General features: G+C 34.7%; 33 protein-coding genes. 21 read left to right on the top strand and 12 right to left on the bottom strand.

Going from position 1 to position 23,917, the window contains the following annotated elements; all coding sequences use genetic code 11:
- Positions 1 to 565 precede the first annotated feature (565 nt).
- Positions 566 to 2,518, top strand: a complete 1,953-nt coding sequence (locus tag DWQ18_07725; GenBank protein RDJ33054.1) for a HAMP domain-containing protein — start codon at positions 566 to 568, stop codon at positions 2,516 to 2,518.
- Positions 2,519 to 2,561: 43 nt separating this feature from the next.
- Positions 2,562 to 2,927: a response regulator gene (locus DWQ18_07720; GenBank protein ID RDJ33053.1), complete on the top strand. Its 366-nt coding sequence runs from the start codon at positions 2,562 to 2,564 to the stop codon at positions 2,925 to 2,927.
- Here DWQ18_07720 and DWQ18_07715 read toward each other — a convergent pair.
- Positions 2,924 to 3,790: a hypothetical protein gene (locus DWQ18_07715; protein ID RDJ33052.1), complete on the bottom strand. Its 867-nt coding sequence runs from the start codon at positions 3,788 to 3,790 to the stop codon at positions 2,924 to 2,926. The genes DWQ18_07720 and DWQ18_07715 overlap by 4 nt on opposite strands.
- Before the next feature lie 49 nt (positions 3,791 to 3,839).
- On the opposite strand from DWQ18_07715, the gene DWQ18_07710 reads away from it, so the two are divergent.
- From DWQ18_07710 to DWQ18_07690, 5 genes are all read left to right on the top strand, one after another.
- Complete coding sequence (locus tag DWQ18_07710; GenBank protein ID RDJ33051.1) at positions 3,840 to 4,040, top strand: hypothetical protein; 201 nt, start codon at positions 3,840 to 3,842, stop codon at positions 4,038 to 4,040.
- Between the two features lie 43 nt (positions 4,041 to 4,083).
- Positions 4,084 to 5,400, top strand: coding sequence for a hypothetical protein (locus tag DWQ18_07705; protein RDJ33050.1), 1,317 nt, complete (start codon positions 4,084 to 4,086; stop codon positions 5,398 to 5,400).
- 67 nt (positions 5,401 to 5,467) lie between these two features.
- The gene (locus DWQ18_07700; GenBank protein RDJ33049.1) at positions 5,468 to 5,704 is read left to right on the top strand and encodes a hypothetical protein; all 237 of its coding nucleotides are present in this window, start codon (positions 5,468 to 5,470) and stop codon (positions 5,702 to 5,704) included.
- 30 nt (positions 5,705 to 5,734) lie between these two features.
- Positions 5,735 to 6,319, top strand: a complete 585-nt coding sequence (locus DWQ18_07695) for a hypothetical protein (protein ID RDJ33048.1) — start codon at positions 5,735 to 5,737, stop codon at positions 6,317 to 6,319.
- A 26-nt stretch (positions 6,320 to 6,345) separates the two neighbouring features.
- Complete coding sequence (locus tag DWQ18_07690) at positions 6,346 to 7,326, top strand: hypothetical protein (GenBank protein ID RDJ33047.1); 981 nt, start codon at positions 6,346 to 6,348, stop codon at positions 7,324 to 7,326.
- A gap of 173 nt (positions 7,327 to 7,499) precedes the next feature.
- On the opposite strand, the gene DWQ18_07685 is transcribed toward DWQ18_07690, so the two are convergent.
- The 3 genes from DWQ18_07685 to DWQ18_07675 all read right to left on the bottom strand — a co-directional run bounded on the left by DWQ18_07685 (position 7,500) and on the right by DWQ18_07675 (position 8,819).
- The gene (locus DWQ18_07685; protein ID RDJ33046.1) at positions 7,500 to 7,787 is read right to left on the bottom strand and encodes a transcriptional regulator; all 288 of its coding nucleotides are present in this window, start codon (positions 7,785 to 7,787) and stop codon (positions 7,500 to 7,502) included.
- Positions 7,788 to 7,901: 114 nt separating this feature from the next.
- Entirely contained in the window at positions 7,902 to 8,507 is a 606-nt protein-coding gene (locus tag DWQ18_07680) for a hypothetical protein (GenBank protein RDJ33439.1), read from the bottom strand.
- Positions 8,508 to 8,609: 102 nt separating this feature from the next.
- On the bottom strand, positions 8,610 to 8,819 hold the full coding sequence (locus DWQ18_07675) for a hypothetical protein (protein RDJ33045.1): 210 nt from the start codon (positions 8,817 to 8,819) through the stop codon (positions 8,610 to 8,612).
- 76 nt (positions 8,820 to 8,895) lie between these two features.
- Here DWQ18_07675 and DWQ18_07670 point away from each other — a divergent pair, with 76 nt between their 5' ends.
- On the top strand, positions 8,896 to 9,174 hold the full coding sequence (locus DWQ18_07670; GenBank protein RDJ33438.1) for an iron transporter: 279 nt from the start codon (positions 8,896 to 8,898) through the stop codon (positions 9,172 to 9,174).
- Here the strand turns inward: DWQ18_07670 and DWQ18_07665 are convergent.
- Positions 9,171 to 9,632, bottom strand: a complete 462-nt coding sequence (locus tag DWQ18_07665; GenBank protein RDJ33044.1) for a hypothetical protein — start codon at positions 9,630 to 9,632, stop codon at positions 9,171 to 9,173. The two genes, DWQ18_07670 and DWQ18_07665, sit on opposite strands and share 4 nt — an antisense overlap.
- Before the next feature lie 79 nt (positions 9,633 to 9,711).
- On the opposite strand from DWQ18_07665, the gene DWQ18_07660 reads away from it, so the two are divergent.
- Genes DWQ18_07660 through pyrF form a run of 3 tightly spaced genes read left to right on the top strand, consistent with a single transcriptional unit; the run spans position 9,712 to position 12,139 of the window.
- On the top strand, positions 9,712 to 10,713 hold the full coding sequence (locus DWQ18_07660; protein ID RDJ33043.1) for an adenylosuccinate synthetase: 1,002 nt from the start codon (positions 9,712 to 9,714) through the stop codon (positions 10,711 to 10,713).
- 39 nt (positions 10,714 to 10,752) lie between these two features.
- Positions 10,753 to 11,430: a hypothetical protein gene (locus DWQ18_07655; protein RDJ33042.1), complete on the top strand. Its 678-nt coding sequence runs from the start codon at positions 10,753 to 10,755 to the stop codon at positions 11,428 to 11,430.
- Positions 11,411 to 12,139: an orotidine-5'-phosphate decarboxylase gene (gene pyrF / locus DWQ18_07650; protein ID RDJ33041.1), complete on the top strand. Its 729-nt coding sequence runs from the start codon at positions 11,411 to 11,413 to the stop codon at positions 12,137 to 12,139. The genes DWQ18_07655 and pyrF overlap by 20 nt, the downstream gene beginning before the upstream one ends.
- Here the strand turns inward: pyrF and DWQ18_07645 are convergent.
- From DWQ18_07645 to DWQ18_07630, 4 genes are all read right to left on the bottom strand, one after another.
- Positions 12,125 to 12,547, bottom strand: coding sequence for an NUDIX domain-containing protein (locus DWQ18_07645; protein RDJ33040.1), 423 nt, complete (start codon positions 12,545 to 12,547; stop codon positions 12,125 to 12,127). The two genes, pyrF and DWQ18_07645, sit on opposite strands and share 15 nt — an antisense overlap.
- An 8-nt stretch (positions 12,548 to 12,555) precedes the next feature.
- Positions 12,556 to 13,299 carry a di-trans,poly-cis-decaprenylcistransferase gene (gene uppS, locus DWQ18_07640; protein ID RDJ33039.1) on the bottom strand — a complete coding sequence of 248 codons (744 nt, stop codon included), beginning with the start codon at positions 13,297 to 13,299 and terminating at the stop codon, positions 12,556 to 12,558.
- Positions 13,300 to 13,418: 119 nt separating this feature from the next.
- Entirely contained in the window at positions 13,419 to 14,564 is a 1,146-nt protein-coding gene (locus DWQ18_07635; protein ID RDJ33038.1) for a DUF373 family protein, read from the bottom strand.
- Positions 14,565 to 14,643: 79 nt separating this feature from the next.
- Complete coding sequence (locus DWQ18_07630) at positions 14,644 to 15,138, bottom strand: hypothetical protein (protein RDJ33037.1); 495 nt, start codon at positions 15,136 to 15,138, stop codon at positions 14,644 to 14,646.
- Positions 15,139 to 15,597: 459 nt separating this feature from the next.
- On the opposite strand from DWQ18_07630, the gene DWQ18_07625 reads away from it, so the two are divergent.
- The 6 genes from DWQ18_07625 (at position 15,598) to DWQ18_07600 (ending at position 20,728) form a co-directional block, all read left to right on the top strand.
- Entirely contained in the window at positions 15,598 to 16,020 is a 423-nt protein-coding gene (locus tag DWQ18_07625) for a translation initiation factor IF-2 (protein ID RDJ33036.1), read from the top strand.
- On the top strand, positions 16,020 to 16,316 hold the full coding sequence (locus tag DWQ18_07620) for a DUF424 domain-containing protein (GenBank protein RDJ33035.1): 297 nt from the start codon (positions 16,020 to 16,022) through the stop codon (positions 16,314 to 16,316). The genes DWQ18_07625 and DWQ18_07620 overlap by 1 nt, the downstream gene beginning before the upstream one ends.
- Before the next feature lie 154 nt (positions 16,317 to 16,470).
- Entirely contained in the window at positions 16,471 to 17,250 is a 780-nt protein-coding gene (locus tag DWQ18_07615) for a serine protein kinase RIO (GenBank protein RDJ33034.1), read from the top strand.
- A complete protein-coding gene (locus tag DWQ18_07610) occupies positions 17,247 to 17,816 on the top strand; it encodes an RNA-binding protein (protein RDJ33033.1) in 570 nt (189 codons plus the stop codon). Before DWQ18_07615 ends, DWQ18_07610 begins: the two co-directional genes overlap by 4 nt.
- On the top strand, positions 17,806 to 19,641 hold the full coding sequence (locus DWQ18_07605) for a DNA topoisomerase VI subunit B (GenBank protein ID RDJ33032.1): 1,836 nt from the start codon (positions 17,806 to 17,808) through the stop codon (positions 19,639 to 19,641). Before DWQ18_07610 ends, DWQ18_07605 begins: the two co-directional genes overlap by 11 nt.
- The gene (locus tag DWQ18_07600) at positions 19,628 to 20,728 is read left to right on the top strand and encodes a DNA topoisomerase IV subunit A (protein RDJ33031.1); all 1,101 of its coding nucleotides are present in this window, start codon (positions 19,628 to 19,630) and stop codon (positions 20,726 to 20,728) included. The genes DWQ18_07605 and DWQ18_07600 overlap by 14 nt, the downstream gene beginning before the upstream one ends.
- Here DWQ18_07600 and DWQ18_07595 read toward each other — a convergent pair.
- Entirely contained in the window at positions 20,723 to 21,184 is a 462-nt protein-coding gene (locus DWQ18_07595; protein RDJ33030.1) for an Hsp20/alpha crystallin family protein, read from the bottom strand. The genes DWQ18_07600 and DWQ18_07595 overlap by 6 nt on opposite strands.
- Positions 21,185 to 21,255: 71 nt before the next feature.
- Here DWQ18_07595 and DWQ18_07590 point away from each other — a divergent pair, with 71 nt between their 5' ends.
- The 4 genes from DWQ18_07590 to DWQ18_07575 are packed head-to-tail and all read left to right on the top strand — an operon-like array spanning position 21,256 to position 22,582.
- Positions 21,256 to 21,498 (top strand): hypothetical protein, encoded by a 243-nt coding sequence (locus tag DWQ18_07590; GenBank protein RDJ33029.1) that lies wholly within the window; start codon positions 21,256 to 21,258, stop codon positions 21,496 to 21,498.
- Between the two features lie 20 nt (positions 21,499 to 21,518).
- Entirely contained in the window at positions 21,519 to 21,872 is a 354-nt protein-coding gene (locus DWQ18_07585) for a MarR family transcriptional regulator (protein ID RDJ33028.1), read from the top strand.
- A 21-nt stretch (positions 21,873 to 21,893) separates the two neighbouring features.
- The gene (locus DWQ18_07580) at positions 21,894 to 22,292 is read left to right on the top strand and encodes a hypothetical protein (protein ID RDJ33027.1); all 399 of its coding nucleotides are present in this window, start codon (positions 21,894 to 21,896) and stop codon (positions 22,290 to 22,292) included.
- Positions 22,293 to 22,297: 5 nt separating this feature from the next.
- On the top strand, positions 22,298 to 22,582 hold the full coding sequence (locus tag DWQ18_07575; GenBank protein RDJ33026.1) for a hypothetical protein: 285 nt from the start codon (positions 22,298 to 22,300) through the stop codon (positions 22,580 to 22,582).
- Here DWQ18_07575 and DWQ18_07570 read toward each other — a convergent pair.
- Both DWQ18_07570 and DWQ18_07565 read right to left on the bottom strand, forming a co-directional pair.
- A complete protein-coding gene (locus DWQ18_07570) occupies positions 22,579 to 23,367 on the bottom strand; it encodes an S-methyl-5'-thioadenosine phosphorylase (GenBank protein ID RDJ33025.1) in 789 nt (262 codons plus the stop codon). The two genes, DWQ18_07575 and DWQ18_07570, sit on opposite strands and share 4 nt — an antisense overlap.
- The gene (locus tag DWQ18_07565) at positions 23,368 to 23,880 is read right to left on the bottom strand and encodes an adenine phosphoribosyltransferase (protein ID RDJ33024.1); all 513 of its coding nucleotides are present in this window, start codon (positions 23,878 to 23,880) and stop codon (positions 23,368 to 23,370) included.
- Positions 23,881 to 23,917: the final 37 nt, after the last annotated feature.

The raw sequence follows: 23,917 nt of genomic DNA, 5'->3' as shown, positions 1-23,917 counted from the left end.
TGCCAATATGATTCTTCGATATCTCGATTGTTCATGTTATGAGACATTTCAGAATAATATTTTACGGCAGTAAGAATTTTTTTTATTCAAAATTTGATTGCGACTTAATTTAAAATTTCTAGAATATATAGTTGAAAAATAATTTACGACTTTGAAAAATATGAAAACTTGGCTTAAGGGATTAAACTGTAATTACACATGTACAGATAAGAGTTTTTAATTGTCTTACTTTTTTTCTGAATGCATTAATGAAAGCAAAATTAAGCATTCGCAAGATTTATGCCCATCCAATCTTATTTTGGAAGAACATTTGACACATATTCTCGAATTGGTCTTTTTGCACACTACACATAGAGTTGAAGGAATTAATGCACCGTTACAATCTTCACATGCAAACAGAATATTTCGAGCAAGGATGCTTTTTTGGTAATTTGATGAATGATTTTTCATTGGGGGGAAATCTGCTGACAGAATACAGGAGTCACGCACATCAGGAATTACCGTAGAAAAAACATCCGTTTGCTGCATGGTCACTACTACATGATTTGATATTTGACCATAATCGATGTTTTGTGGCCTGCCTTTTTGCCTTAAAGTGATCTTTAAATTCAAATTCAATTCACTTTGGCTGAATAGGTTGAAAATATCATTTGTAGTAATTGGTGGAATGTTTGTTATGTTTCTAGTATTTGCTGTATATGGAGTAATCACATTTGATATCAGCATTGAAGAGATGAAAAAATTGGTTTCTTCTAGAAATGATGTATTTGCCTTCAATATTATGCAGGATTTAGATCAACAGATTGAAAAAAGAATTTCTGCATTACAAGAACTGACTCGTATTAACGAAATTCAGGTGGCCTTAATTGCATCAAATGATAAATTCAAACATCTTGAAGAAGTTAAAGCTGCAAATCCACAATTAATTGATGCTACAATATCCAATAGCACTTTAACTCCATTCATGTCTGAAGTTATAGATAGGGAACTTACAAAGGAATTAAACCGAACTAAGGAACTTTACAAAGATGAATACGACTTTAACGTATTGCAAGAAATATCGATAACTAATTCATACGGTGCCAACGTCGCACTAAACTCTGCGATTACCGATGATAGAAAAAATGATGAAGAATGGTGGTATATTGCACGAGATAAGGGAGTGTACCATGATAATCTGAAGTTCCGTGAAGATTATGGAAACTATGTTATGACTTTTGCATTTCGTGTAGAGGACACAGAACATAACTTTCTTGGAGTTATGAGAGTCGTTGTAACAATAGATGATTTACTTGATTCATTCGTTAATGAGGTAGAACTTTTGAAATTACCTAATCGTAATGTTGTATTATTAGATGATGCTGGGAGAATAATTTATTCAGATGGAATTCAAAAATTTGAAAATGCACAACCTGTTTCATATTATGATTTAATTCCAAATGATAAAGACATTGGTAATTTTGAACTGGGAACGACCAATGAGGATTTGAGACTAATCTCTTTTGCAAAATCAACAGGCTACAAATCATTTGAAGGTTTTAATTGGATTGTCGTTGTTGATCAACAACGATCATCATTTGTCGATGAATTTGTAGATTTGAGAAACTCTATTTTATTAATTTCAGTAATTGGAATGATTGCTTCAATATTAATTGGATTTGGAATCTCTCAATTAGTAACAAAACCTCTGAAGAATCTTACCAATATGGCAAAATCTATCTCAAAAGGTGATTTTGATGTTAGAGCTAAACATAGTAATGTCACAGAACTTCAGATTATTGGAGATTCATTTAACCAAATGACTGAATCACTTCAAAAACTAATTGAAACAGAAAAGAAACTTGCAGAAGCTAATGCACAAGTGAAAAACGAACGATTCACTGCAATTGGGGAGCTAGCAGCAAACGTTGCACATGATCTTAAAAATCCATTAACTACCGTTCGTAGCTCAGCAGAGATTCTAAAACGTTCACGAACTGACAATGATCCTGAATTAGACAAGGTAATAGGAAGAATGGATCGTGCCATTGCTAGAATGTCTCATCAAATTGAAGGAGTCTTGAATTATGTAAGAACTACTCCCATCAACATGACTTCTGTGTCAATAAAATCTCTAATTGAATCAGCTATGGAAACACTTGAGATTCCATCTAGTGTCTCATTAGTGCTTCCAACTAAAGACGATCAAATAACATGTGATGCAAAAAAAATGGAGATCGTTTTCACGAATTTGATTTTAAATGCGATACAAGCAATTGGTAAAGATACTGGTACGATTAGTATTATGATAAATTCTGATGAATCCTTTAAGATTATTGAATTCCAAGATACTGGACCTGGTATTCCAGAAAAGATCATAGATAGAATCTTTGAACCACTTGTAACTACTAAGGAAAAAGGAACCGGATTAGGCCTATCCAGCTGTAAAAACATTGTTGAACAACATGGAGGATCTATACTTGTCAAGAATAATCCTACTACTTTTACAGTCAAGATTCCCATTTCAAAAAATGAATGATACAATCGAAAGTTTATCATATCGGTTAATTCATTTTTGATATATGTCCTCAAAAAAGACCATTTTACTGGTAGATGATGATGCAGATCTACTAGAGAATACTGCATTTATGATAAAAAATATGGGATTTGATGTACTTACTGCTGAAAATGGATCTGATGCAATTGAAAAATACAAGGAAATAAAGCCAAATCTGGTAATAATGGATGTCAAAATGCCTCAGATGGATGGTTTTGATGCATTTTTTAAAATAAAGAAATTTGATTCAGATGCAAGAGTAATCTTGATAACTGCTTATTCGGTAGATGAGAAGAAACATCTAAAGGCAAAGAGCATGTCTTTAATCACAACATTATCAAAACCATATTCCTTTGATACTCTTGAAGAGCTTGTAAACAAACATGCTTAGAGCGAATCTAGCTTTTTAATAGTTTTGAATCTCTTTGAATAAAACTCAATAGCTTCATCAACAAACCCATAATACCATTTCTTCAATTCAGGATCTTCTTTGAAAATCCTCTTCCATTGGCTCAGTGCTAACGAAGTTTGTTTTTTTGCATTTCCTAAACGTGAAGGAACTAACAAGGTAGTGAAAAACCAAAATGAAATTTGATCTGCCAAATCTTCTTCGTTAATCTGCTCAAAATTATTTTGGTATTTCACATTAAGATATGTCATCAATTCATACACTGGAAAGTTGGTAATATTTGCAATCTGAATATTATCCATAAACAAACCTCCTGCAAGAATTTTTAATCTATATACTTCATCTTCAATTATTTCTTTGAGAAAATCCCATTTTCCAAAAACCATTGGAAGAACATGTGAATATTTTGAAGCTAATGTATCTGATTGTTTGTTACTTAGATCTAACACGTCTAAAGAATACAAAATACCGTGTAATGATAATCGGTATTGATCAGCTGGAATTTTTAACATGCTCTTTCCATCTTTTACCACCAATCCAACATCAAGTAATCCTGATGTGTGTTTTCCACGAGCCATTCTGCCCATCAATAAACGTCGGTATTCTTTTTCTTGACTTCTGATACTTTTTGAATCATCAAGATGCGTTTTAGCCATCCCCCATGTGGTTAAAGTTCCATTTAATGCAAGAATTTCCAACATCCTTTGTATGTTCTCATGATGTTTGGGACCTGATTTTTTTCTAAAAGAATAGCTTCCAAACAGTCGTTGAGCAGTTGGACGTGTGTACATTTTGTAGGAATGAAGATTTCCATAAATCGCTCCTTGTTCTGTGGGTGAAGGCATACCACAATGTAGGAACTATCCACAAATAAAAACTAGATGTATTTCATATATGCAACAAAAATGCATCATAAAAAATCTAGTATCTCCTTTACAGGTTGAAGAATTAGCACAAAAATTACGCTTGATAGAGTCTAGATTGTTTTGGAGTATTGTTTACTGTATTAAATCAGGTGACCAAACAAGAGCACATATGTTGGCTCATGAAATATTGTATGTTCGTCATTTAAAGACACATTTACAAATCAAATGATTTCTAAGAACATTTTAAATACTATCAATGGTGGTTTGACATATTGAAAAAGATAATCGTTGGAATTCTTGTTAGCATTTTACTTACTACTGCTATTACTAGTCAAGGAACTGTCTTTGCAGATGTAACTGCCCCAAGGGATCAACTGGAATACGGAATTTCAGCAGACAAAGTCATCTGTAAGGAAGGCTATGTAAACGCAATTAAAAAAAGTAACAACACTCCAATTTGTCTAAAGCCAAACACTGCAGAAAAACTTGCAGCAAAAGGCATTGTAACAATCACTGCTACACAGGCAATGATTGATGAGGCAAAGAATTATCATGAAGCTAAACCAATTGGTACTATCACAAAACTAGTAACTGTAGTAGTTCCTGGAAGCTCTGGGAAACTCTCAAACAAAGTGAATATAGCAGCATACAATGTGGCATTTGATATTTGTACTCAAAAGACTGCAATCTTGGCTCCAGAAATTGCAGTAGAATCTGATTCTGAATCAAAAAGTGTAAAACTTGTTGGTCTAGTCCCATCTGAATCCTGTCAAACATCAGTTGTTCAGATTAGAGCTGCAAATCCTGATACCATCACATTAGAATTGCTTAACAAAGGTGGTTTGGCAAAAAAATTAACAGCGCTTGAAGATAGAGTAAACACTTTGAAGGCAGAATTAGAAAAAGTACGCAGTGGCCTTAGCAGTAGATTAAGAGATTCAGGTCAAAGCGCAGAAGTATTACAATCAGAAACTGAAAATATTGCACAAATTGTTCAGCTACGAGCTGACTTGAACCAAGCTAGAAATGAATTAAACAGATACCTATTCTCGTTAAATGTAATTCCAAAATTTGAACCAAAAACTTTGGATATCAAAAAATCCATTGCTGGAACTCCATTGGAAGGAATTGTAGTTAACAAACTAGCAGCAACTCCTGGAATTCAACAAAAGGATGTTTTTGATGTGGCATTTGAGATATGCTCAGGAAGCTCTGGCCTGAGAGTTCCCATAGTTATAGTTGCATCTGATGTTGAATCAAAGGCAGTCCAGCTTGCAGATAAAATTGCACCAAATTCATGCCAACTAAGTGGAACTAAGATAATGGCAACAACAGCTGACTCTATTAATGTCACTTCTGGCGAGACTGCAGAAAAATCAACTACAGTGTCAGATCTAGAGAAACAGATCACTGACTTGGAGAAGAAGATTCAGGATGAAAAGAGCTCATTAAAATCACTTGTACATGACCCAGCAAGACCTGCAAACTTTAATGAGAAATTCATTGAAATTTCTGAGAATATTAGAGATTACCGAGTCCAAATTCTCGAACTAAAATCAAAACTATACAGATATCTGTCTCAGGGATAGTCAATTCTTTTTAGGCATACCACATGTGAATGTACTTACCAATATATCAGAACAAATTGCTTTCAATATGCCCGATGAATCATGTAGAACATGCGGCGGAATGCTATTAGAATATGCGTTTTGTGGAAAATGTAGAAGTGTGATTCAGTATATCTGTAGAATATGTGGAAACAAAACATTAGAGCAATTTCATGAATCTGTATGTTTTGTAATGGAGACCCATAATGAAAAAACCTTCAAACATGCAGGACTTTTTACATATAATATTCAAAATAAAAAAGGCAGGCCACAAAATCAAAATTAATCTATTATATCAATTTCATTTTTGCGTTTTATGAAGGGGCACTTTTCAGCAATTACCTGCATGACTGCGGTATTTTCTTTGATGATTACAGGAGTATTTATCGGTGATGCGTTTGCGGAAAAAGAGATCTCTTCAAGCACAAAAAAACAATGTGAGAATCTTTACTTTAAGTATAAAGAATTAGGAGAAGTTGAATTTAAGAAAAAATACTCTCACAAAAATTTTCTAAATGACTGCATCAAACTTTACAAAGATAAAAATTGGTATTTTACAGGAAAATCAAAGATTGATAATCAATTTGATAAACTAAAGAAAACTACCCAACCTACAGCTGCACAAATAAAAATTTCTACAAAAATTATATCTACACTAAAGATAGGCGAAGAAAAATTTAACGTAAAGTTCTCATCATGTAATAAGGGCGAGTCTTCAAAACCAAATTTTATTATGACTAGTGATAAAGAAAAGTTTGTAGGCACTGCAAGTAAAATCTCAATTAAGGATACTTGTGACACTTACTGGGTAGTGCTTTTTGCTAAAAAACCCTCTACAATTTCCATTACGCCAATAGCTGAGCAGCCAACAAGTTTGGGATTACCAATAAAACGAATTTAGTAGGTTGAAACAATTTGGTAAGATTATTGCTCCCAATTTTGATAATTTTATCACTCGGCATAACAATTCCATCAGTTTTTGCATCTAGTATAAACACCAATGAAAAACAGTACTACTATGGGGATTCTGTATCTGTATATGGATCTGTTTCTCCAATAGTTGATGGTGAATTTATTGGTCTACGAATAATGAATCCAAAGAATACTGACATTGTAGCAATAGACCAATTTGTTCCTAAATCTGATGGTACATTCTCTAGAACTTACCTTGCACAGGGTCCAAAATGGCAGATGGATGGTCTGTACACCGTTACGATATTTTATGGAGAAAAATCACTAGAAAAGAAAATTCAATTTTACAGTAACAAAGAGAGTCAAATAATGTCTGTCCCTTCAGTAAAATCTGATGAAAAAAAACAGACAACTCCTAACCCAATAAAAAATCCAAAACTTTTGATTTCTGATTTCCCAAATATAGAAAAATCTCCCCAGTATTACTTTGATCGATATTACACAGAACCACAATTCAATGATTGGTTTGATAAAACATTTCCTAGCTTATCTGTAGAGGATGTAATTGGGTACAAATCCACACACGTTGATAATTTTCCTGACCAAACAAAATCTCCAAAATATTATCTGGACAGGTATTCCAATGAGCCAAAATTCCGAGAGTGGTTTGATCAACAATTTCCAGATCAAAGCATTTACGATGTATTGGGATATCCAGAAGAGATCTTTGTGAAAGTTCCTAACTGGATCAAAAACAATGCAAAATGGTGGTCGTCAGGCTTGATTAGTGACTCTGATTTTTTTACCGGCATTGAATACATGATTTCTGAAAAAATAATTCTCGTTGATGCCATCCCTTCACAAAATTCTTCGACTAAAGAAATTCCTCATTGGATAAAAAATACTGCAAAATGGTGGGGTGACGGATTAATTGGAGAAAAAGACTTTCTTAACAGTATAAAATTTTTAATTGAGAATGGAATTATTGCTGTCTAGTTTTTAATTAACCACAAGATTGCCAACTCTTGATCTGTATTATGAAACTGTAATTCTAAAATCCTTATTAGGTGATTGCTTTTTTGGTTTGTTGCCATGAGTGCGCCATTTGAAGACAATGACTTTGAAGATGAATTTGATGATGACCTAGATGAATTTGATGATTTTGAAAACTAAATAGTTAAACCAAAATCTTCAGCAAATCTACTAAATGTCTGATACGCTTGGAGGAACTCTCTTCCAGATGAGCTGATTCTATATTTGCAGGCACCTTGGGAGTTTACTTGTTCTAATAATCCCTGTGAAACCAAAGTGCTTAAAATTCGTGAAATTCTAACATGTGAAATGTTGGCTTTTCTAATTAGGTATGTTACAGATGCCCCATCATCATCCTGAAGATCATCTCGGGTTGTGGACAGTATGTCGCCTATTATCTTCATATGGGTCCTATATTCGGCCAATTCTTTCCAACATGACTTGGAAATTTTCCTATGAGAGTAATAGGATATTTAGCAATATACTAAAAAGATAAAAGAATTTGACAATTCAAAAATTTGAGGCTAAATTAACAAAATCTAGTCTTCTTCTATTTCCTTATCAAATTTGATTTTCATCATGGGAACTTTACTTACCGGAATGAACAATGAAATCAAACCTGCAATCTTTATTGCAATTGACAAATAATACAAGATAGATTCTGGGAATACAAACGAGTACCACCCAAGAAATTCACCTAATGCTAATAACGCAAGACCTGTCGCAACAAAAACTGCACCTTTCTTTTTGCTTTCAAAATATGAAAGCATTGTCTCAATAGAACCATACACTAGAAGAATAAATGATATGGCACGGAAAATGTGTTCTATGTGAATTATGGATAATGTAAACAGTGGAAAAACTCCAACAGACCTAAGGTATCGAGACTTTGGCAAAAATGATTTTATGCTGTGTGAGAATGCAATAAAAAAATAACCAACTGTTTGAATTCCAATTCCTAATGTTTGCACCCATCGTTCTATCTGTCCTGATTTTATTACAAAATCTTCTACCATGTAACCAATCCAAATTACAAAGAAACCAATACTGATAGAAAAAAACGCTAATGTTAGTCTAAATAGTGTGGGGCTGCCAGTATTTCTAAAACCAATATAAGACATTATGCCAATTGCTAATCCAACAATAAATCCAATCAAATTTAGAATGTTTTCTAATAGGAATTCCAATGGTTAGTAACTCCTTTTGAAATTAATTATTTTAATCTGATGAATCATTTCACTTGTTTGTTAATCCCATTCATCCAAAGTTCCTGAAGATTCACCTTCTGTACTTCCTGTGTAATCACCTAAAATGTCTGTATATGTGGCATCATTGTGAGCCACATATTTGACATATTCACCATAACTCATATCAAGACCACACTCTTCGCATTTGACAAACGAAAAGTCTGGGGCAAGCTCAGCATCCTTTTTGCACTTGGGACACTTTATCTTCATGCTTCTCTTGTCTTTGGTTATTTATTATTGGTTTAGGCCAAAAAAAGATAAAAAGAGTTCAAGAATTGTACATGATATGACAAAAACCTGCACTAAATGTAAAAACCAAATTCCTGATTCAGAACAACTCGATCCCGTTGCCGAAAAATACCCTTGTTGCAACAAATGCTGGACAGAGTGGAAGGAGTATAGAATTATGGTAATGAATGAGATGAGACTGGATATGTCAATGCCAGATCACAGAAAACTGCTAAAAAAACATGAAAAAATCTTTGCAGGAGTCCTTACCCCCGAGGGAGATGTAGTGGACTTTTCTAATGAAGACAATAGAAAACCCGACAAACCAAATCCCTAGATTCCTAGGCTTGCCTTTGCTGAATCTGGAATTATTATTAGCATTTTATTTTTCTGCTGGGGTTCTAACCTTGAAAAGATATTCTGAATAGTTTTTGAGATAATATTCTTCTCATCCTGCCTCAGTGACAGAAAAATCTCTAAAATTCCATCAAGATTAAACACAATCAATTTCTGTGGGGATTTGATAATCTCATTTACATAAGCTGAAAACAAGACATCTCTTTGCTCTTCAGACATTGTGGCCAAGGATTCTAGCCAAGTTTTAAATAATTTTGAAAAATTCGGAAATGGAATTGTGGGTCCTGCCTCTAACGCATTATTGATTATCTCAATTCTCTCCTCATCTGATAATGAAAAAAACTCGTTTAATCTTTTTTTTAAGATCGGCTTTCGTAAAAAATCTGGCAGACTAGCTAGATTTACAATAATATTTCCTGCATAATTTGGTTCAGCCAATGTGATCCATTGACTGGGTTTAGTTATTAATCATGTTACGGCACTTTAGCTTAAATAAACCAAAAAACAGTTCACGAATATGACATCCACAGTTGTTGTAGGTGGTTTTTTTGGTGATGAAGGAAAAGGTAAAATCATTTCCTATCTTGCGGTAAAGGATAATCCCACAGTTGTTGTTCGCGGTGGTGCTGGACCAAATGCTGGACATACAATCAAAGATGGAGACAAAGTTTACAAAGTTAGAATGCTCCCAAGTGGATTCCTAAATAAAAATGCCAAAGTGATGATTGGACCCGGCGTTGTAATTAATCCCGATGTGTTTCTAAAGGAGATTACAGATTTTGATGCATCAGGTCGTGCATTTCTTGACAAACATTGTGGAATTATCGAGCAGTCTCATCTTAATCAAGATTCTAAAGGTGAATTAAAAGAAAAAATCGGCAGTACCGGTTCTGGCACTGGGCCAGCAAATGCATCAAGAGCAATGAGAACACTAAAGCTAGCAAAAGACATTGATTCACTTTCATCTTACATTGATGATGTACCTCAAGTAGTGAATTCCGCCATTGAAAAGAATGAAAATGTATTAGTTGAAGGTACCCAAGGAACATTTCTTTCCTTATGGCATGGAACTTATCCATTTGTTACCTCAAAGGATGTTACTGCATCAGGAATTTGCGCAGATATTGGATTAGGTCCAAAAAATGTAGATGAAGTAATTGTTGTTTTCAAGTCATATGTGACTAGAGTTGGAACGGGACCGTTATCTAATGAATTGAATTCTGCAGATACTACAGAAAAAGGCTGGGCTGAATTTGGTACTGTTACTGGTAGGCCTAGGCGTGCTGCGGAATTTGATTTTGAACTTGCCAAACGCGCAATCATGCTTAACAGCGCAACCCAAATTGCTATTACAAAACTAGATGTACGCTTTACAGAGTGTGCAGGCAAAACAAATTACGATGAACTTTCAAGCGAGGCTAAATCTTTTATAAAAAACATAGAGGATAAACTCAAAGTACCAGTAACTCTAATTGGAACTGGACCTGCCATTAATGATATAATTGATAGAAGAAAATAATCTAGCCTCAAAATTTTTGGTTAAGTTTAATTTGGTATAATATGCAAAAAAAATGTGGACAGATTACCAAGATACATTCAAGTTGCATCTCCTCTTGAATTTTCACGACTAGTTTGTGCACTAGAGCGTGCACCACGAGTTTCATTTCTTCACAAGCACGATGGAAAAGATGTCCTGTCTGTTCAAATGGACTTGCTAAAGGAAAAACCCATCATCTACTATACTCCGATTGAAAGTTTTGATCATTATCTTAGCTATGGCTTTAGAGGTGGCAAGGAAGAATCAGTCTTGTCTAACTCCACGACTGATGCTACTCGTCTTTATTCTCCGATTGTTAGAATTCGCTCACTCCCATCTAATCTCAAGGCTGGAAATGGCACTGATGACAAATACCATCCAATCGAATTAGAGGATCTAGCAAGTCTAGCAAAACTCAGCTATGGATTTGAGGACGCCCCATTTCCGTTATTTTCGTTCCCAAAAGGCGGAAAATTCCTCCTAGGTGTTTTTATGAATTTTAACGAAGAAGGTGCATCATATTTCTGTCATGTTGCCCTAGACGAAGAACCACTAAAGCCATTTTTGAAATTCTCAACAAATAATGGAACTGATCCTTCTCTTGTTGACAATCCAGACGAACACGGATACTCTTACATCAAAATTATAAGATTAAAAGATACGCATCCATTGGTCGATTATGACCAGCTTCAAAACTAGAATTCGTTCAAAATCAAAGGAAAGCGGCAGGATTATTCTTGCTAACGATTATGACACAGAAACAAACGCATTAGAATCAAAGACTCTAAAAAATATCAAAACTCTTCACAGATATCTTTGTGCCATAAAACTAAATTTTCATCTTCTTCTTCCTCTGGGCAAAAAAGAGATCAGCAAGATTACCAAAACCGCACACAGTTACGGTCTAGAAGTAATTGCTGATATCAAGTTAAACGATATCGGAAATACAAATTTGGTTACTACTCAAAGATTATGGGATTTGGGATTTGATGCTGTGATTGCTAATCCAATAATGGGAATTGACAGTTTAAAGCAATTAATTTCCAATTCTCATAAAACTAATCATGGTGTCATAACTTTATGCCATATGAGTGCACCATCTGCAAAGTATACTTATGAGCTTGATGTAAAGCAAGAAAAAAAGAAAGTTTACCAAATCTTCTTAGAGTGGGCTCTAAATCAAAAAGCAGATGGGATAATTGTTGGGGCTACATACCCTGATGTAATAAAATACTGTAAAAGCCAAGCAAAAAACAAGCTAGACATTTACTCTCCAGGTGTTGGTACTCAGGGCGGTCAGGCTAGTGAGGTCATCAACGCTGGTTCTGATTTTCTCATAGTGGGAAGAACAATTCTAAATGCAAAGAATCCACTGGAAACTACAAAAAAACTATCAATGCAATCTTGAAATCAATTCATTAGCCTTTGTTAGTATGGTCTTTGCATTTTGATATGTTGTTTTTTGTATTGCTTCATTAAAATTCAGCCAAACAAAGTCTTGATGTTCATGAGAAATTGTGATATCTTCTGTCTTTGATTCTGCAAGGTAGAACAAAACTTTTTTGTGAATGGGAGTTCCTTCATGTTGAAAATTATATTCTATGGTTTCTTCAAATCCATCCATGAAAATCAAATCAGATATTCCTGTCTCTTCTTTTGCTTCTCTAATTGCAGTCTCACGAGGTGTTTCACCTGATTCCATCTTGCCTTTGACAAAATCCCAATGCCCTGATGGATAATGTAAGAGCAAATACGAATTTCCGTTCTCTGTCTTTCTAAAAATGACTGCTCCTGCAGATGTCTCTTCTAATGCCATGTCCTTTCTTACTTTCCAATCCTTCTTTTTCTTTTCTGATACATACGAATTGCTCTCATAAGATCAATCTTTCTAAATTCTGGCCAAAAAACATCCATAAAGACTAGTTCACTATATGCACTCTGCCATAACAAAAACCCACTGAGTCTTTTTTCACCTGATGTACGCAGTATCATGTCTGGTGATGATTGAGGTAAATGTGATGTGTAAAGATTTGACTCTATCTCATTTTTATCAATGTCTTCAAGCTTTATCTTTCCATCCTTGATTTTAGTTCCAATCTTTTTGATTGCATCTATCAGCTCATCTTGTCCTCCATATGCAATTGCTATGTTCAAAAAATGATTATCATAATTTTTGGTAGCATCATCTAATCTCTGTAAGACTTCTTTGATTGACTCTGGAAGAAGCTCAATTCTTCCCATACCTATAACTCTCATCTTATTTTTGTGAATCCTAGGATCCCGGTAGAGCTTCTCTAGTCTATTTTTTATCAGATCATATAGGTACTCTAGTTCTTCATCCTCTCTTTGCAAATTCTCTGCAGACAGTGCATATAGAGTGATAATTTTGATATCAAATTCCTCACACCAATCAAGTAGATTCTCAACTGCATCAGCCCCCTTCCAATGCCCGCTCTTAGGCAAATTCAGGTTTCTTTTTGCCCACCTTCTATTTCCGTCTAGAATCAAGGCCACATGGTTTGGAATGTCACCATTTCGAATCTCTTTTTCTAGTTTCTTAGAGTATATTCGGTAAAGCCCCGAAACATGAAATGCTGCATCCTTTATTCCGTTTATCTTGCGTCACCTAGTCTGTTTTTACTAGGATAATGATATCAGTGTTTTTCTTTAATTCAGGTTTGATAATATCAGCCTGAGAGCATTTCTTGATTTTTATGCTTTCGATATTTTTTGAAGAGAATTGTAGCGGAAATCAAAGTTATTGCCATTCCTCCAAGTAATGGTGGAATCAAACTAAATGCACTCTCATCATTTGTAATTACCAAAGTGAATTGTCCTACTGTTGGATAAAGTGAACCAAGGACTACCAATCGTAGTATGTCGCTAATTTGTCTCGGTACTCCACTTAACCAATTACTAAGTAAAATTCCTACAAATATTGTTGCAATTCCTACCCAAAGAATTGGAAGCGCACCTGATACAAATTCTGCAATCAAGACTTTGTTGAATATCTGATTAACAATATCTGCTTCTAAATTCAACAACGCAGGATCTACTGCATTAATTCCTGATGGAACAGACGATATGATAATAATAATTCCAGTAACCATTGTGAAGATTCTAATAAATCCCGCAGGAGTAGGCTTTGCCCAATTAGCTACAGCTCTATCCACATCAAATGCTCTGATCATAAATGCTCCGCCCAGAATGCTAACTAACACTGCAAATATCTCTGCAGTTAATCCTAAGATGGTTCCAATACCTCCAATTAGTAATAAAACGCCTGGAACTCCCAAAAAGAATTTTGAATATTTAGAATCATATGCAATCATTTTCAGATATTTACCAAACACTGCGTAAGAGTACTCTACACTTCTACTAACTTTCATTACTACTCTTTGTACTGATATTACTGGTACAACATTTTGGATAATTGGTATGACACTTTCATCATCTTCACCATCAGAAACAATTACTGCGCCGTTAGCTGAAAACTTTCCTAATGCCTTTCTAACTTCTATTGCAATTTTTTCATCTGCATGAAATCCCCTGTTCTTTGTACCGGCTACTGTAATGACTTCGACTTGATAACCCTTGCTAATCAAATCTTCATATGTCTTTATTGCAGAAAAAATCGCATTAGAATCAGCATCTTCTGGATCCTCAAGCGCCAATCTTTGAGCAGCTTCAATACAAGAGTCTCTACCTATTACTGGTGTAGCAATTCCAGTTTTTTCACCAACGTCATTATCTCTATCAACACAGATTACTAAAAGTCGATTTGCAGAGGATGAATTGATGTCCTTTTCTATCTTTTCTGTGTTCTGCGACATTCCTCTTTTACTTACAAAATAGCTTTTTAACGATTTCCAACAATTAAAAATATTAAACTTAGGTTTCCTTGCCTGTTTTTCAAGGTCTAGCCTTGTCTGATTGCTCAATTAGGCTATACATGTTATCTTTGAATTCTTGGCTTTTTTCAAGGCTACTTTGAATATCTGAATCTACGTTTTCAGCAATTTTGTTTGCTGCTACAATTGTTTCCCTAATGTGAGAATTATAATTTTTGAGGGCTTCCATGTAATAGGAATAACTCATTGACCATTCCTCATTTACCTCACTTTGAACTAATTGAATAATCTGTGAGTTAATCTGGGTTGATGATCCTTCAGCTGCATCAATGTATTCTTGGAATGTCACATCCCCATTAATCAAATTTTGAAAATCATCATCCAAATCTTCCATGATGATTTGATGAATTGCCTTAACGCCATCTAAATGAGATTCATAATCTGAAACAACAAAAGTTGCCTGATTATTTTGTGGAATTGTCCAAATCACAAAACTTGCAATTGTAATTGCAGCTAAAATTCCAATTGTTACTGAAATCCCTTTTTTTGATGCCATTTAATTAGAAAATATACTAGATGCTTATAACTGGTGGACCAATCAAAAATATCTAATTCGTCTTCTAAAACATAGAAAATATCTATTCTATGAACATAATGACTGAAAAATAATTAAAAACATGTTGATTACTGCAAATTAATTACAATGTCTTTCTCATGGGGCTTGAAAAATTTACACTCATCTAGTGCATAGTTAAATAATTTTTACAGCCTCTTCCTAAATAGGACTTCGTTCGTGATTTGCTAGAATGACTGAGGCATACTGTGTTAAATGCAGAGCAAAAAGGGAAATAAAAGATCCCAAAGAAACTAAATTAAAAAATGGACGACCTGCTGTAAAAGGCACTTGTCCAAAATGTGGAACCAACGTTTTCCGAATTGGTAAAATGTAGGAAGGCCTAGGCCACAAAGCTTCTTTTTTAAAAAACCCAATATAGGGCATACTGTAAAGTTTTTCATGGCAAAATCAGATTATGAAAAACTTTTGAAACGAATTGAATCAAACTTGTCAGATGATAAAAAAGGAAATGCTTCTAGATTTGAACTTCCTCCAGTTGACGTAATGTGGGAAGGGCAAAAAACTTTCTTGCGAAATTTTGCAGAATTTCCCAAAGTCTTACGGAGGGATCCTGATAAAATCTTGCAATACCTATCAAAGGAATTTGCCGTGCCTGCAGAACGAATAGGTGATAAAGCCATGTTTATTGGAAAACGTGATCCTGATGATTTTACTAGATTGTTTCAGATTTATGTCAAGGATTATCTAGAGTGTCCTACCTGCAAAAGCCCTGATACAAAAGTGGTAAAGGAAAACAGAATATCATTTTTAATTTGTGAGGCATGCGGTGCCAAATCTACATTGAAAGGCAAGTATGCATGATGAACTATTCAGTAAGAGTTACCGACTACCAAAAAAACCCCATGCTAAATATTTGTGATGCAAACATACTTGGAAAAGTAATATCAGAAAACGAATTAAAGATAAACATTAGCAAAAGCTACTATGGGGAAAAAATTGTTGATGAAAAAGAGGCTGCAGAACTTTTGAAAAAATCTTCTATCATAAATATGGCTGGTGAGAAAACCGTTTCATTATCAATTAAACTTGGAATTGGTTCAGAAGTAGGAGTGAAAAAAGTTGATGACGTTCCTTTTCTTATTGTCTTTAAAATGTGACTATCTTGAAATTATATTGAGTTTGAAATCTTTGAGTTATTATTTTCTAATAGATTCCTTTTCTAGTTCGACTTTCAAACATCATCTTACAAAAAATTACCAGAGATTATTAATACATGATTCAACAATTTGTATTGGATAGATGATGTAACAAATGTCAGATGATTTAGATAGAAAACTAGAATCAAAGATTGAAAAAATTTTAATCGATAAACAACACCGTGGAAAAATTTTTGATGGTTTTGATAAAAATAAAACGCTCAATGATGTGTTGGACAAACCAACTATGATGACTCTTTATGATATGATAAACGATGAAATTATTTCATATGTAAATGGTGTGGTAAAGGCTGGAAAAGAATCTGTTGTATTTTGGGCAGTTGATAAAAATAAAAATGACGTAGCACTAAAAGTGTATCTTGTATCTACATCTAATTTTAAAAAACGATCACAGTATCTAGTTGGTGATCCCCGCTTTTCCAGAATAAAGAAAGGAACAAGAAACATTGTATATCTTTGGGCCAGAAAGGAATTTACTAATCTGAGTCAGTGTTATGAGAAAAACATACCTGTTGTAAAACCAATCCATGTTTCAAAAAACGTATTGGCTATGGAATTTATGGGTAAAAATGGGGTTCCTGAAAGAAGGCTCTTAGAATCGGAGATTGAATATTCTGACTATGAGGAATCTATTGAATTAATCCGAAGATTCTACCAGGATGCAAATTTAGTCCATGGTGATTTTTCTGAATACAATATTTTCAAGACCTCTAATGGGTTGGTGGCATTTGATCTTGGTTCTGCAGTAGACATTGAGCATCCTAATTCCAAAGCATTTCTTGAAAGAGACATAAATAACATAACTAAATTCTTTGTTAGAAGGGGATTGACCATTCCAAATCCTCTTGATGTGATAAACGAGGTAACAAAATGAGCTTTGAAAAATTTATTCGAATACCAACAGATAGGATTGGATCCCTTATTGGAAGATCTGGTAGAACAAAATCCAAAATTGAAAAAAATTGTTTAGTAAAGCTGGATATTGATAGTGAGTCAGGAGAAATTCTAATCAGCGCTGATGGCAATATTGAAGACATTCAACCGTTTAAAGCAGTTGAGATCGTCACTGCAATTGGTCGAGGATTCTCTCCAGAGAATGCAATGAAGCTACTAAAAGGTGAAAACACATTACATGTAATAGACTTAAGAGAGTTTGTAGGAAAATCTCCATCGCAAGTTGAAAGGATAAAAGGGAGAATTATTGGAGAAGGTGGTAAGGCAAGAATGAACATTGAAAATCTAAGTGATACTAGCATCTCTGTTTACGGTAGAACTGTTGCAATAATTGGTGAAACCAATAAGCTAAAGATAGCTGTTGATGCAATCTCTGCCTTATCAAATGGTAGAATGCATGGTTCAGTCTATAACAAATTAGAAGGTGCCAGAAGACGAGAAAAAGAAGAGAAGTTAAAACTCTGGGAAGATCAAGATGTCTTCTAAAGAAAATTTTAATCAAATCTCACCAAGTGAGTTCTTTTATCGAAACCGAGATTTAGCTGGTTTTAGTAACCCGACTCGTTCCTTATACACCGCAGTTCGTGAATTTGTAGAAAACGCATTGGATGCATGTGACCAAAAAGGAATTCTTCCAGATGTCCATTTATCAATTAAAGCAGTAGACCCAGAACAACCAGATCCTAAACCATACATTCTTACAGTTAAGGACAACGGACCTGGCATTGAATCAAAGCATGTGCCACTTGCATTTGGAACTGTACTATACGGCTCTAAATTCGGGCTAAAACAGGCTCGTGGAATGTTTGGGTTGGGTGCGACCATGGCTATACTATATGGCCAAATTACTACTAACAAACCAGTTTCCGTTAAAAGCTCCACTGATGGAAAGACGCAAGAAGAGTACGAACTATTATTAGATATTCAAAAAAACAAACCTGTAATTCTCAAACATAAAACAAATGAAGTCTCAAAACAAGGCTTGACAGTCAGCATATGTCTTGAAGGCGACTATTCAAAGGCTGGTTCAAAAATTCGGGATTATGTTTATGAAACATCACTAATCACTCCATATGCAACAATTTCATTTGATGATCCTAAAGAGGAAAAATTCCGTTATCCACGAATTATCAAAACAATGCCTCCACCACCTACTGTAATCAAACCTCATCCTCATGGAGTAGATGTTGAAACCATTCGACGCATGACAGTTGATACTCTATTTGAGATTCCAACCGTAGATGATAATATGATTGAAAAAGTACGAAAAGAGTTAGGGATGAGTAAAAAATCATTTACTTTTACTGAAATTATGAAAAAGGCTAAACGCAAGTGGTCATCATTAACTCGACCTGTACGTGTTGTAGTTGCAATGATGTCATTTTTGCAAATGGATTTTGATAAACTAAGTAAAATCCGTGTTGATGATATTGATATTACAAATCATAAATTAACTTACTATGATTTTGGTCAATCAACATCCGTAGTAATTGATATGGATCCAAATGATGATTATTACAAGCAACTTAGTGGAACGGTCCAAGGTGATACTCTTGTGACATTTCTTTCAAAAAGATTTCAAAGAGTTGGTAGGGGAACAGCAGAAAAGTTTGTTCAATTTGCGGGTTTTAAACCTGAAAAACGTCTTGGTACCATGACGAATCAAGAACTAGTAAAGCTCAGTGACTCTCTAGTAAAGTTTGAAGACTTTATGTCTCCTGATCCTAGTTGCCTTGCTCCATTAGGAGAAGAACCTCTTGAAAAAGGAATAAAGAAATTCTTCAATCCTGACTTTTCTGCAGTAATTCAACGTTCAGCATCTGCATACTCTGGATTTCCATTCATTGTAGAAATGGGTATTGCATATGGCGGAGATATCCAAACTAGGGGCACAAAAGTTTACAGATATGCTAATAGAATTCCACTACTCTATGATGAAGGAAGTGATGTTGTCCTAAAAGTAGTCAATGAGACTGATTGGACTCGTTACAAAGTAAAAGGTGACGCACCACTTGTCATAGTTTCCCATATTTGCTCCACTAGAATTCCGTACAAGACTGTAGGAAAGGAAAACGTTGCTGACAGACCAGAAATTGAAAGAGAGCTAAAATTAGCGTTACAATTTCTATCTAGAAAATTGGCTGCATACATGTCAAAGAAAGGGCAAGCTGAAATGGCTCAAAGACGTGCAAATCTATACTCAAAATATATTCCACTAATTGCCCAATTCTGTACAGAATTGGCAGGAAAGAAAAATCCACCAAACATCAAAAAAATTCTCAAGGAGGAAGCAATAGTTGAAGAAAGCTAAGAAATCTGGCGGTAGCTCAAAAGAGAAACAAAACACTTTACTAGAATTACTCAAACAGCAAGGATTACTGACATACGATACACTAGAGAAAGGTGAATTTCCTAAATTCTCAATTCCTAGTAGGTCCGTTAGCAATATCGTATATGATTCCAAGCTTAGACAGTACATTCTTGGCAAAAACGCCGCTCTTCGTAGTTCTAAGAACACGTCCCAACTAAGATCCTTTACACAGCTAATATGGCTTGCATTTTTTGCAAATCGATTAACAAAAGAGAAGAAATCATCTACGTTGAGAGATGTATACTATTCCTCTCAAGCTTTTGCAATTGATTTTGAGGACCAATCTGAATCTGATAACATTATTGTTGACCTTGAAGCAGTTTTGGCTAGACCTAGAGAAGACTTTCATGTATTTCCAGAAGAGAGAAGCAGCGTTTTTGGAGATTTGAATATTGAATATACGGTTCCAGGATATGAAGGAAAAAAGATGAATCTTTCAAACCATCCAGATGGTTACGCTATTGGTCCTAGCCTTACCAGTGCAGAATTACTAGACACTAGCGCAGAAATCGTAATTGCTATAGAAAAAGGTGGACTTTTTACAAGATTCGTTGAAGAACAAGTGGATAAAAAATTCAAAGCGATAATTGTCGATACCGGTGGACAAGCTCCTCGTTCCACAAGAACTCTACTAAAGAGATTACATGATGAGCTCAGTCTTCCCGTTGTGATTCTTACTGATGGAGATGTGTATGGGGAACATATTGCTATGGTAATCAAATCTGGTTCTGCAAACGCCGCACACCTACGTGAACTAACCGTTCCTGATGCAAAATGGGTTGGTGTCTGGGCAACTGATATTGAAAAATACAAACTTCCTACAATTCCAATGACTGAATCTGACATCAAACGATGCTATGATCTTCAAAAAGATCCAAGATATCAAGAGGGAATATGGAAAAAAGAATTGGAAGTATTTTTGAAAATTAAACGCAAAGCAGAGTTGGAGGCTTTCTCAAAGTATGGTCTTACAAATATCACTGACAAATATCTTCCACACAAATTAGAAATTGCAAAGAGTCTATGATCTTTTAATTCTTAATGTCAAGACGCCATTTCTATATTTGAAATCAAAAATTTGCATATCGTTTGAACCTTCAATTGGAACTTCTTTTGAAAAGTTTCCACTTCCACGAATGTATAAGATTCCATCAACAAGTCTTACCATAATTCTATCTTCTGGCCCTGGAACCTCTGCGACAAATACAAATTCCTGATCACCTTTTATTAAATCGTAAACCCAGTTCTTTGTTTCTTGTTCTCTAACAGTGTATTTTGGCTTTTGTTCCTTTGTCATTTTTTTGAGAACTTGAACCCAATAGATCATAGTTACAGCGGCTGCACCAATCAAGATAAAGCTAACAAATCCTGCCCCTGCTCTTTGTGCCATAATGTACACAATTCCAAGAAAAATAATCACCATAATCGGAATTACAAAATTTAGTGATTGTTCATTTGAATATGCTCCCTTATAACTGGCCAATATTGCAAATGATGTTTTGCCAAATATAAAGCATATTTGGTTTTTATTACCAAATTTTGAGTATTATTTGAATGGATGAAAAAACTCCAAAAAAACTTTCAACTAAAGATATTATGGCAAAAGGATCCATCATTGGAGTTTTAGTCACTGCTCCCTCGCTTGCTGCATTTGCAATTAGTTGGTTAATTTTAGATGATTTAATCAAATCAGCAATCATTGGAGGAGTAATTCATTTCGTTGCTTTGGGTTTCTCTTTTAAAATTTCTAAAAAGTTCTTCACTACAAAGCCGGATTCAACAACCGAAAATAAATAATTCCTATCTTCATCACTAGCATGGATACTTCCCAGATAGAAAAAATCCTTGTTTCAGAAATTAAATTAACATCTATTCAGGCAAAAATATTTCTTCTAATAACCACAGAAGGAAAGATGACTCCGAATCAAATAGCAAAAAGACTGAATATCACTGAAGATGAGGCCTTAGAGTGTGCAAAAAACTTAATGAAATTAGGAGCACTTATTGATTTTAGTCCTACTGAGTTTGAGGCAATGCATCCTAGGTTTACCGCAGTAAACATGTATCGAAAGATGTGTGAAAGAGAAAAAATTGATTTCAAGCGGAACAAAAATGTTGACAGTATCGGGGTTTTACTTGAACGATCATACGATGCTGCAAGGACTAAATAGAACTAAATTTTTGAAGATTTATTGACAATGGACACGGAATCATGCAAGCATCAACCTGTATACTTTGGTGTTACGAACATCAATATCGATGAGCGAACCATTGGCTCCGTTGATGTTTGGCGATGTGCTGTTTGCAAGAAAAAGTTTTGTGAAGAAAAACAACTCGGTATTGAATCTATATCTGATATTGTAGGGATGCCAAAAATTGAACCTGATGAAAAATGGGCAGTTGTCGTATGTAAATTACAGAAAGGAAAGGACAAATGGAGACTGGCAAAATTAAAAGATAATTTTGAGTATAAACATGAATGTCTAGATGAAAAAATCATTCCACTCAAAGTTAATGAATACAAAGTCAATGATGAGAAGCATTGGAGCTTTCTGATTGATGAAAATGTTAACAAGGCAGTAGAAATTTAGATAAATTGGATCTCAAAGTTCACATCAACAATATTCATGGCAGTCAGATGGCTGCAAAAATCACTGGCAAATTCTCCATTGATGAAAACACGTTTAGATTCACAGCAATTGCTTTTGGACGAATAGGTGGTCAAAACGTGGGTGCAAAATTATCAAAAGAAACTGAAGCAGAATTAAAAAAATTAGGTTATGATGTAGAAGAAGTAATACTGAATCTTCAAACACAACTATTGCAGGGGAATCTCTCGTTACCTGATGGCCTAAAAAAAGAATCATTTGTAGATGATTAGAATTCAGCTTCTAAGAGTGCTTTTTCACAACTACAACTTCTATTCTTTGGAATATTCTCAATTAGATCAGTGAGTAATTTTTTTGTTCCTTCGACATTTTTTGCCAATGTTTCCAAAACCTCTTTTGCAGTGACTGGTTTTTCTGCCCATACATCATAATCGGTTACTGTTGAGATTGACGCATAACACATTTGCGCTTCTCTTGCCAATTGGCATTCAGGAACTAGTGTCATTCCGATAATATCTGCTCCAGTACTTCGATAAAATTTTGACTCAGCCTTTGTAGAAAATCTTGGACCTTCAATGCATACATATGTGCAATCTTTGTGAATGTGGCGATTTTGTTTACTTGATACATCAAGTATGGATTTTTGTAATTCGGGACAAAATGGGTCCGCTACAGAAATGTGTATCACTCTCCCATCTTCTGAGAAAGAACCTTTTCGTGATTTTGTAAAATCTAAGAATTGATTTGGTAAAGCAAAATGACCGGGTTCGATCTTTTCTTGTAGGCTTCCAACAGCAGAGGGAGCTATGATTCGTTTTATTCCTAGTTTCTTAAACGCCCAAATGTTGGCTCTAAAATTTATCATATGTGGTGGAATGGTGTGTTTTTTACCATGTCTTGGCAAAAATGCAATTTTCCTATCCTTGAAAACTCCAACTGTTATGGAATCTGATGGTTTTCCATATGGTGTTTCAATTGTTACTTCTTTTGATTCTTTGAGTAATCCTGAATCATAAATTCCCGTACCTCCAAAAATTCCAATCTCTGCTTCTTCCAACTAGTATTTCACCAATGATTTACAGTTGTATTTGCTGATTCCTTTAATTCCATTTAATTCCGTTAATTCAATTATAAAAGCAAAACCTGCAACTTTTCCGCCTACTCTCTCAATTAATTTGGCAGAGGCTTTTGCGGTTCCACCGGTTGCAAGAAGATCATCACAGATGAGAATTCTTTGATTCTTTTCTACAATATCATTTTGAATCTCTATGGTATCTTTCCCATACTCTATTGTGTATGATAATTTTGTTGTCTTTCCTGGAAGTTTTCCTGCCTTTCTTATCATAATCATTCCCTTGTTATAGCGAATTGCCAGTGCACAGGCAAGCAAAAATCCCCTTGATTCTATTCCTGCAAAAACATCAATATCTTTTGGATGAAAATATCTAGCAAACTCATCAATTACATACAATAGAGCTTGTGGATCTTTTAAAATTGGACTAAAATCTCTAAATAAAATTCCTTTTTTTGGAAAATTAGGGTATTCCGCAATCCTGTCTTCTAATTTCACAATACCTTGGCTCCTGTAGGGGAATAAAAATTGTATC

Source organism: Thermoproteota archaeon, assembly GCA_003352285.1.
In the GTDB taxonomy this organism is placed as follows: Archaea; Thermoproteota; Nitrososphaeria; order Nitrososphaerales; family Nitrosopumilaceae; genus PXYB01.
Note: the sequence above shows the minus strand (reverse complement) of the source record. Positions and strands in the feature narration are given on the sequence as shown.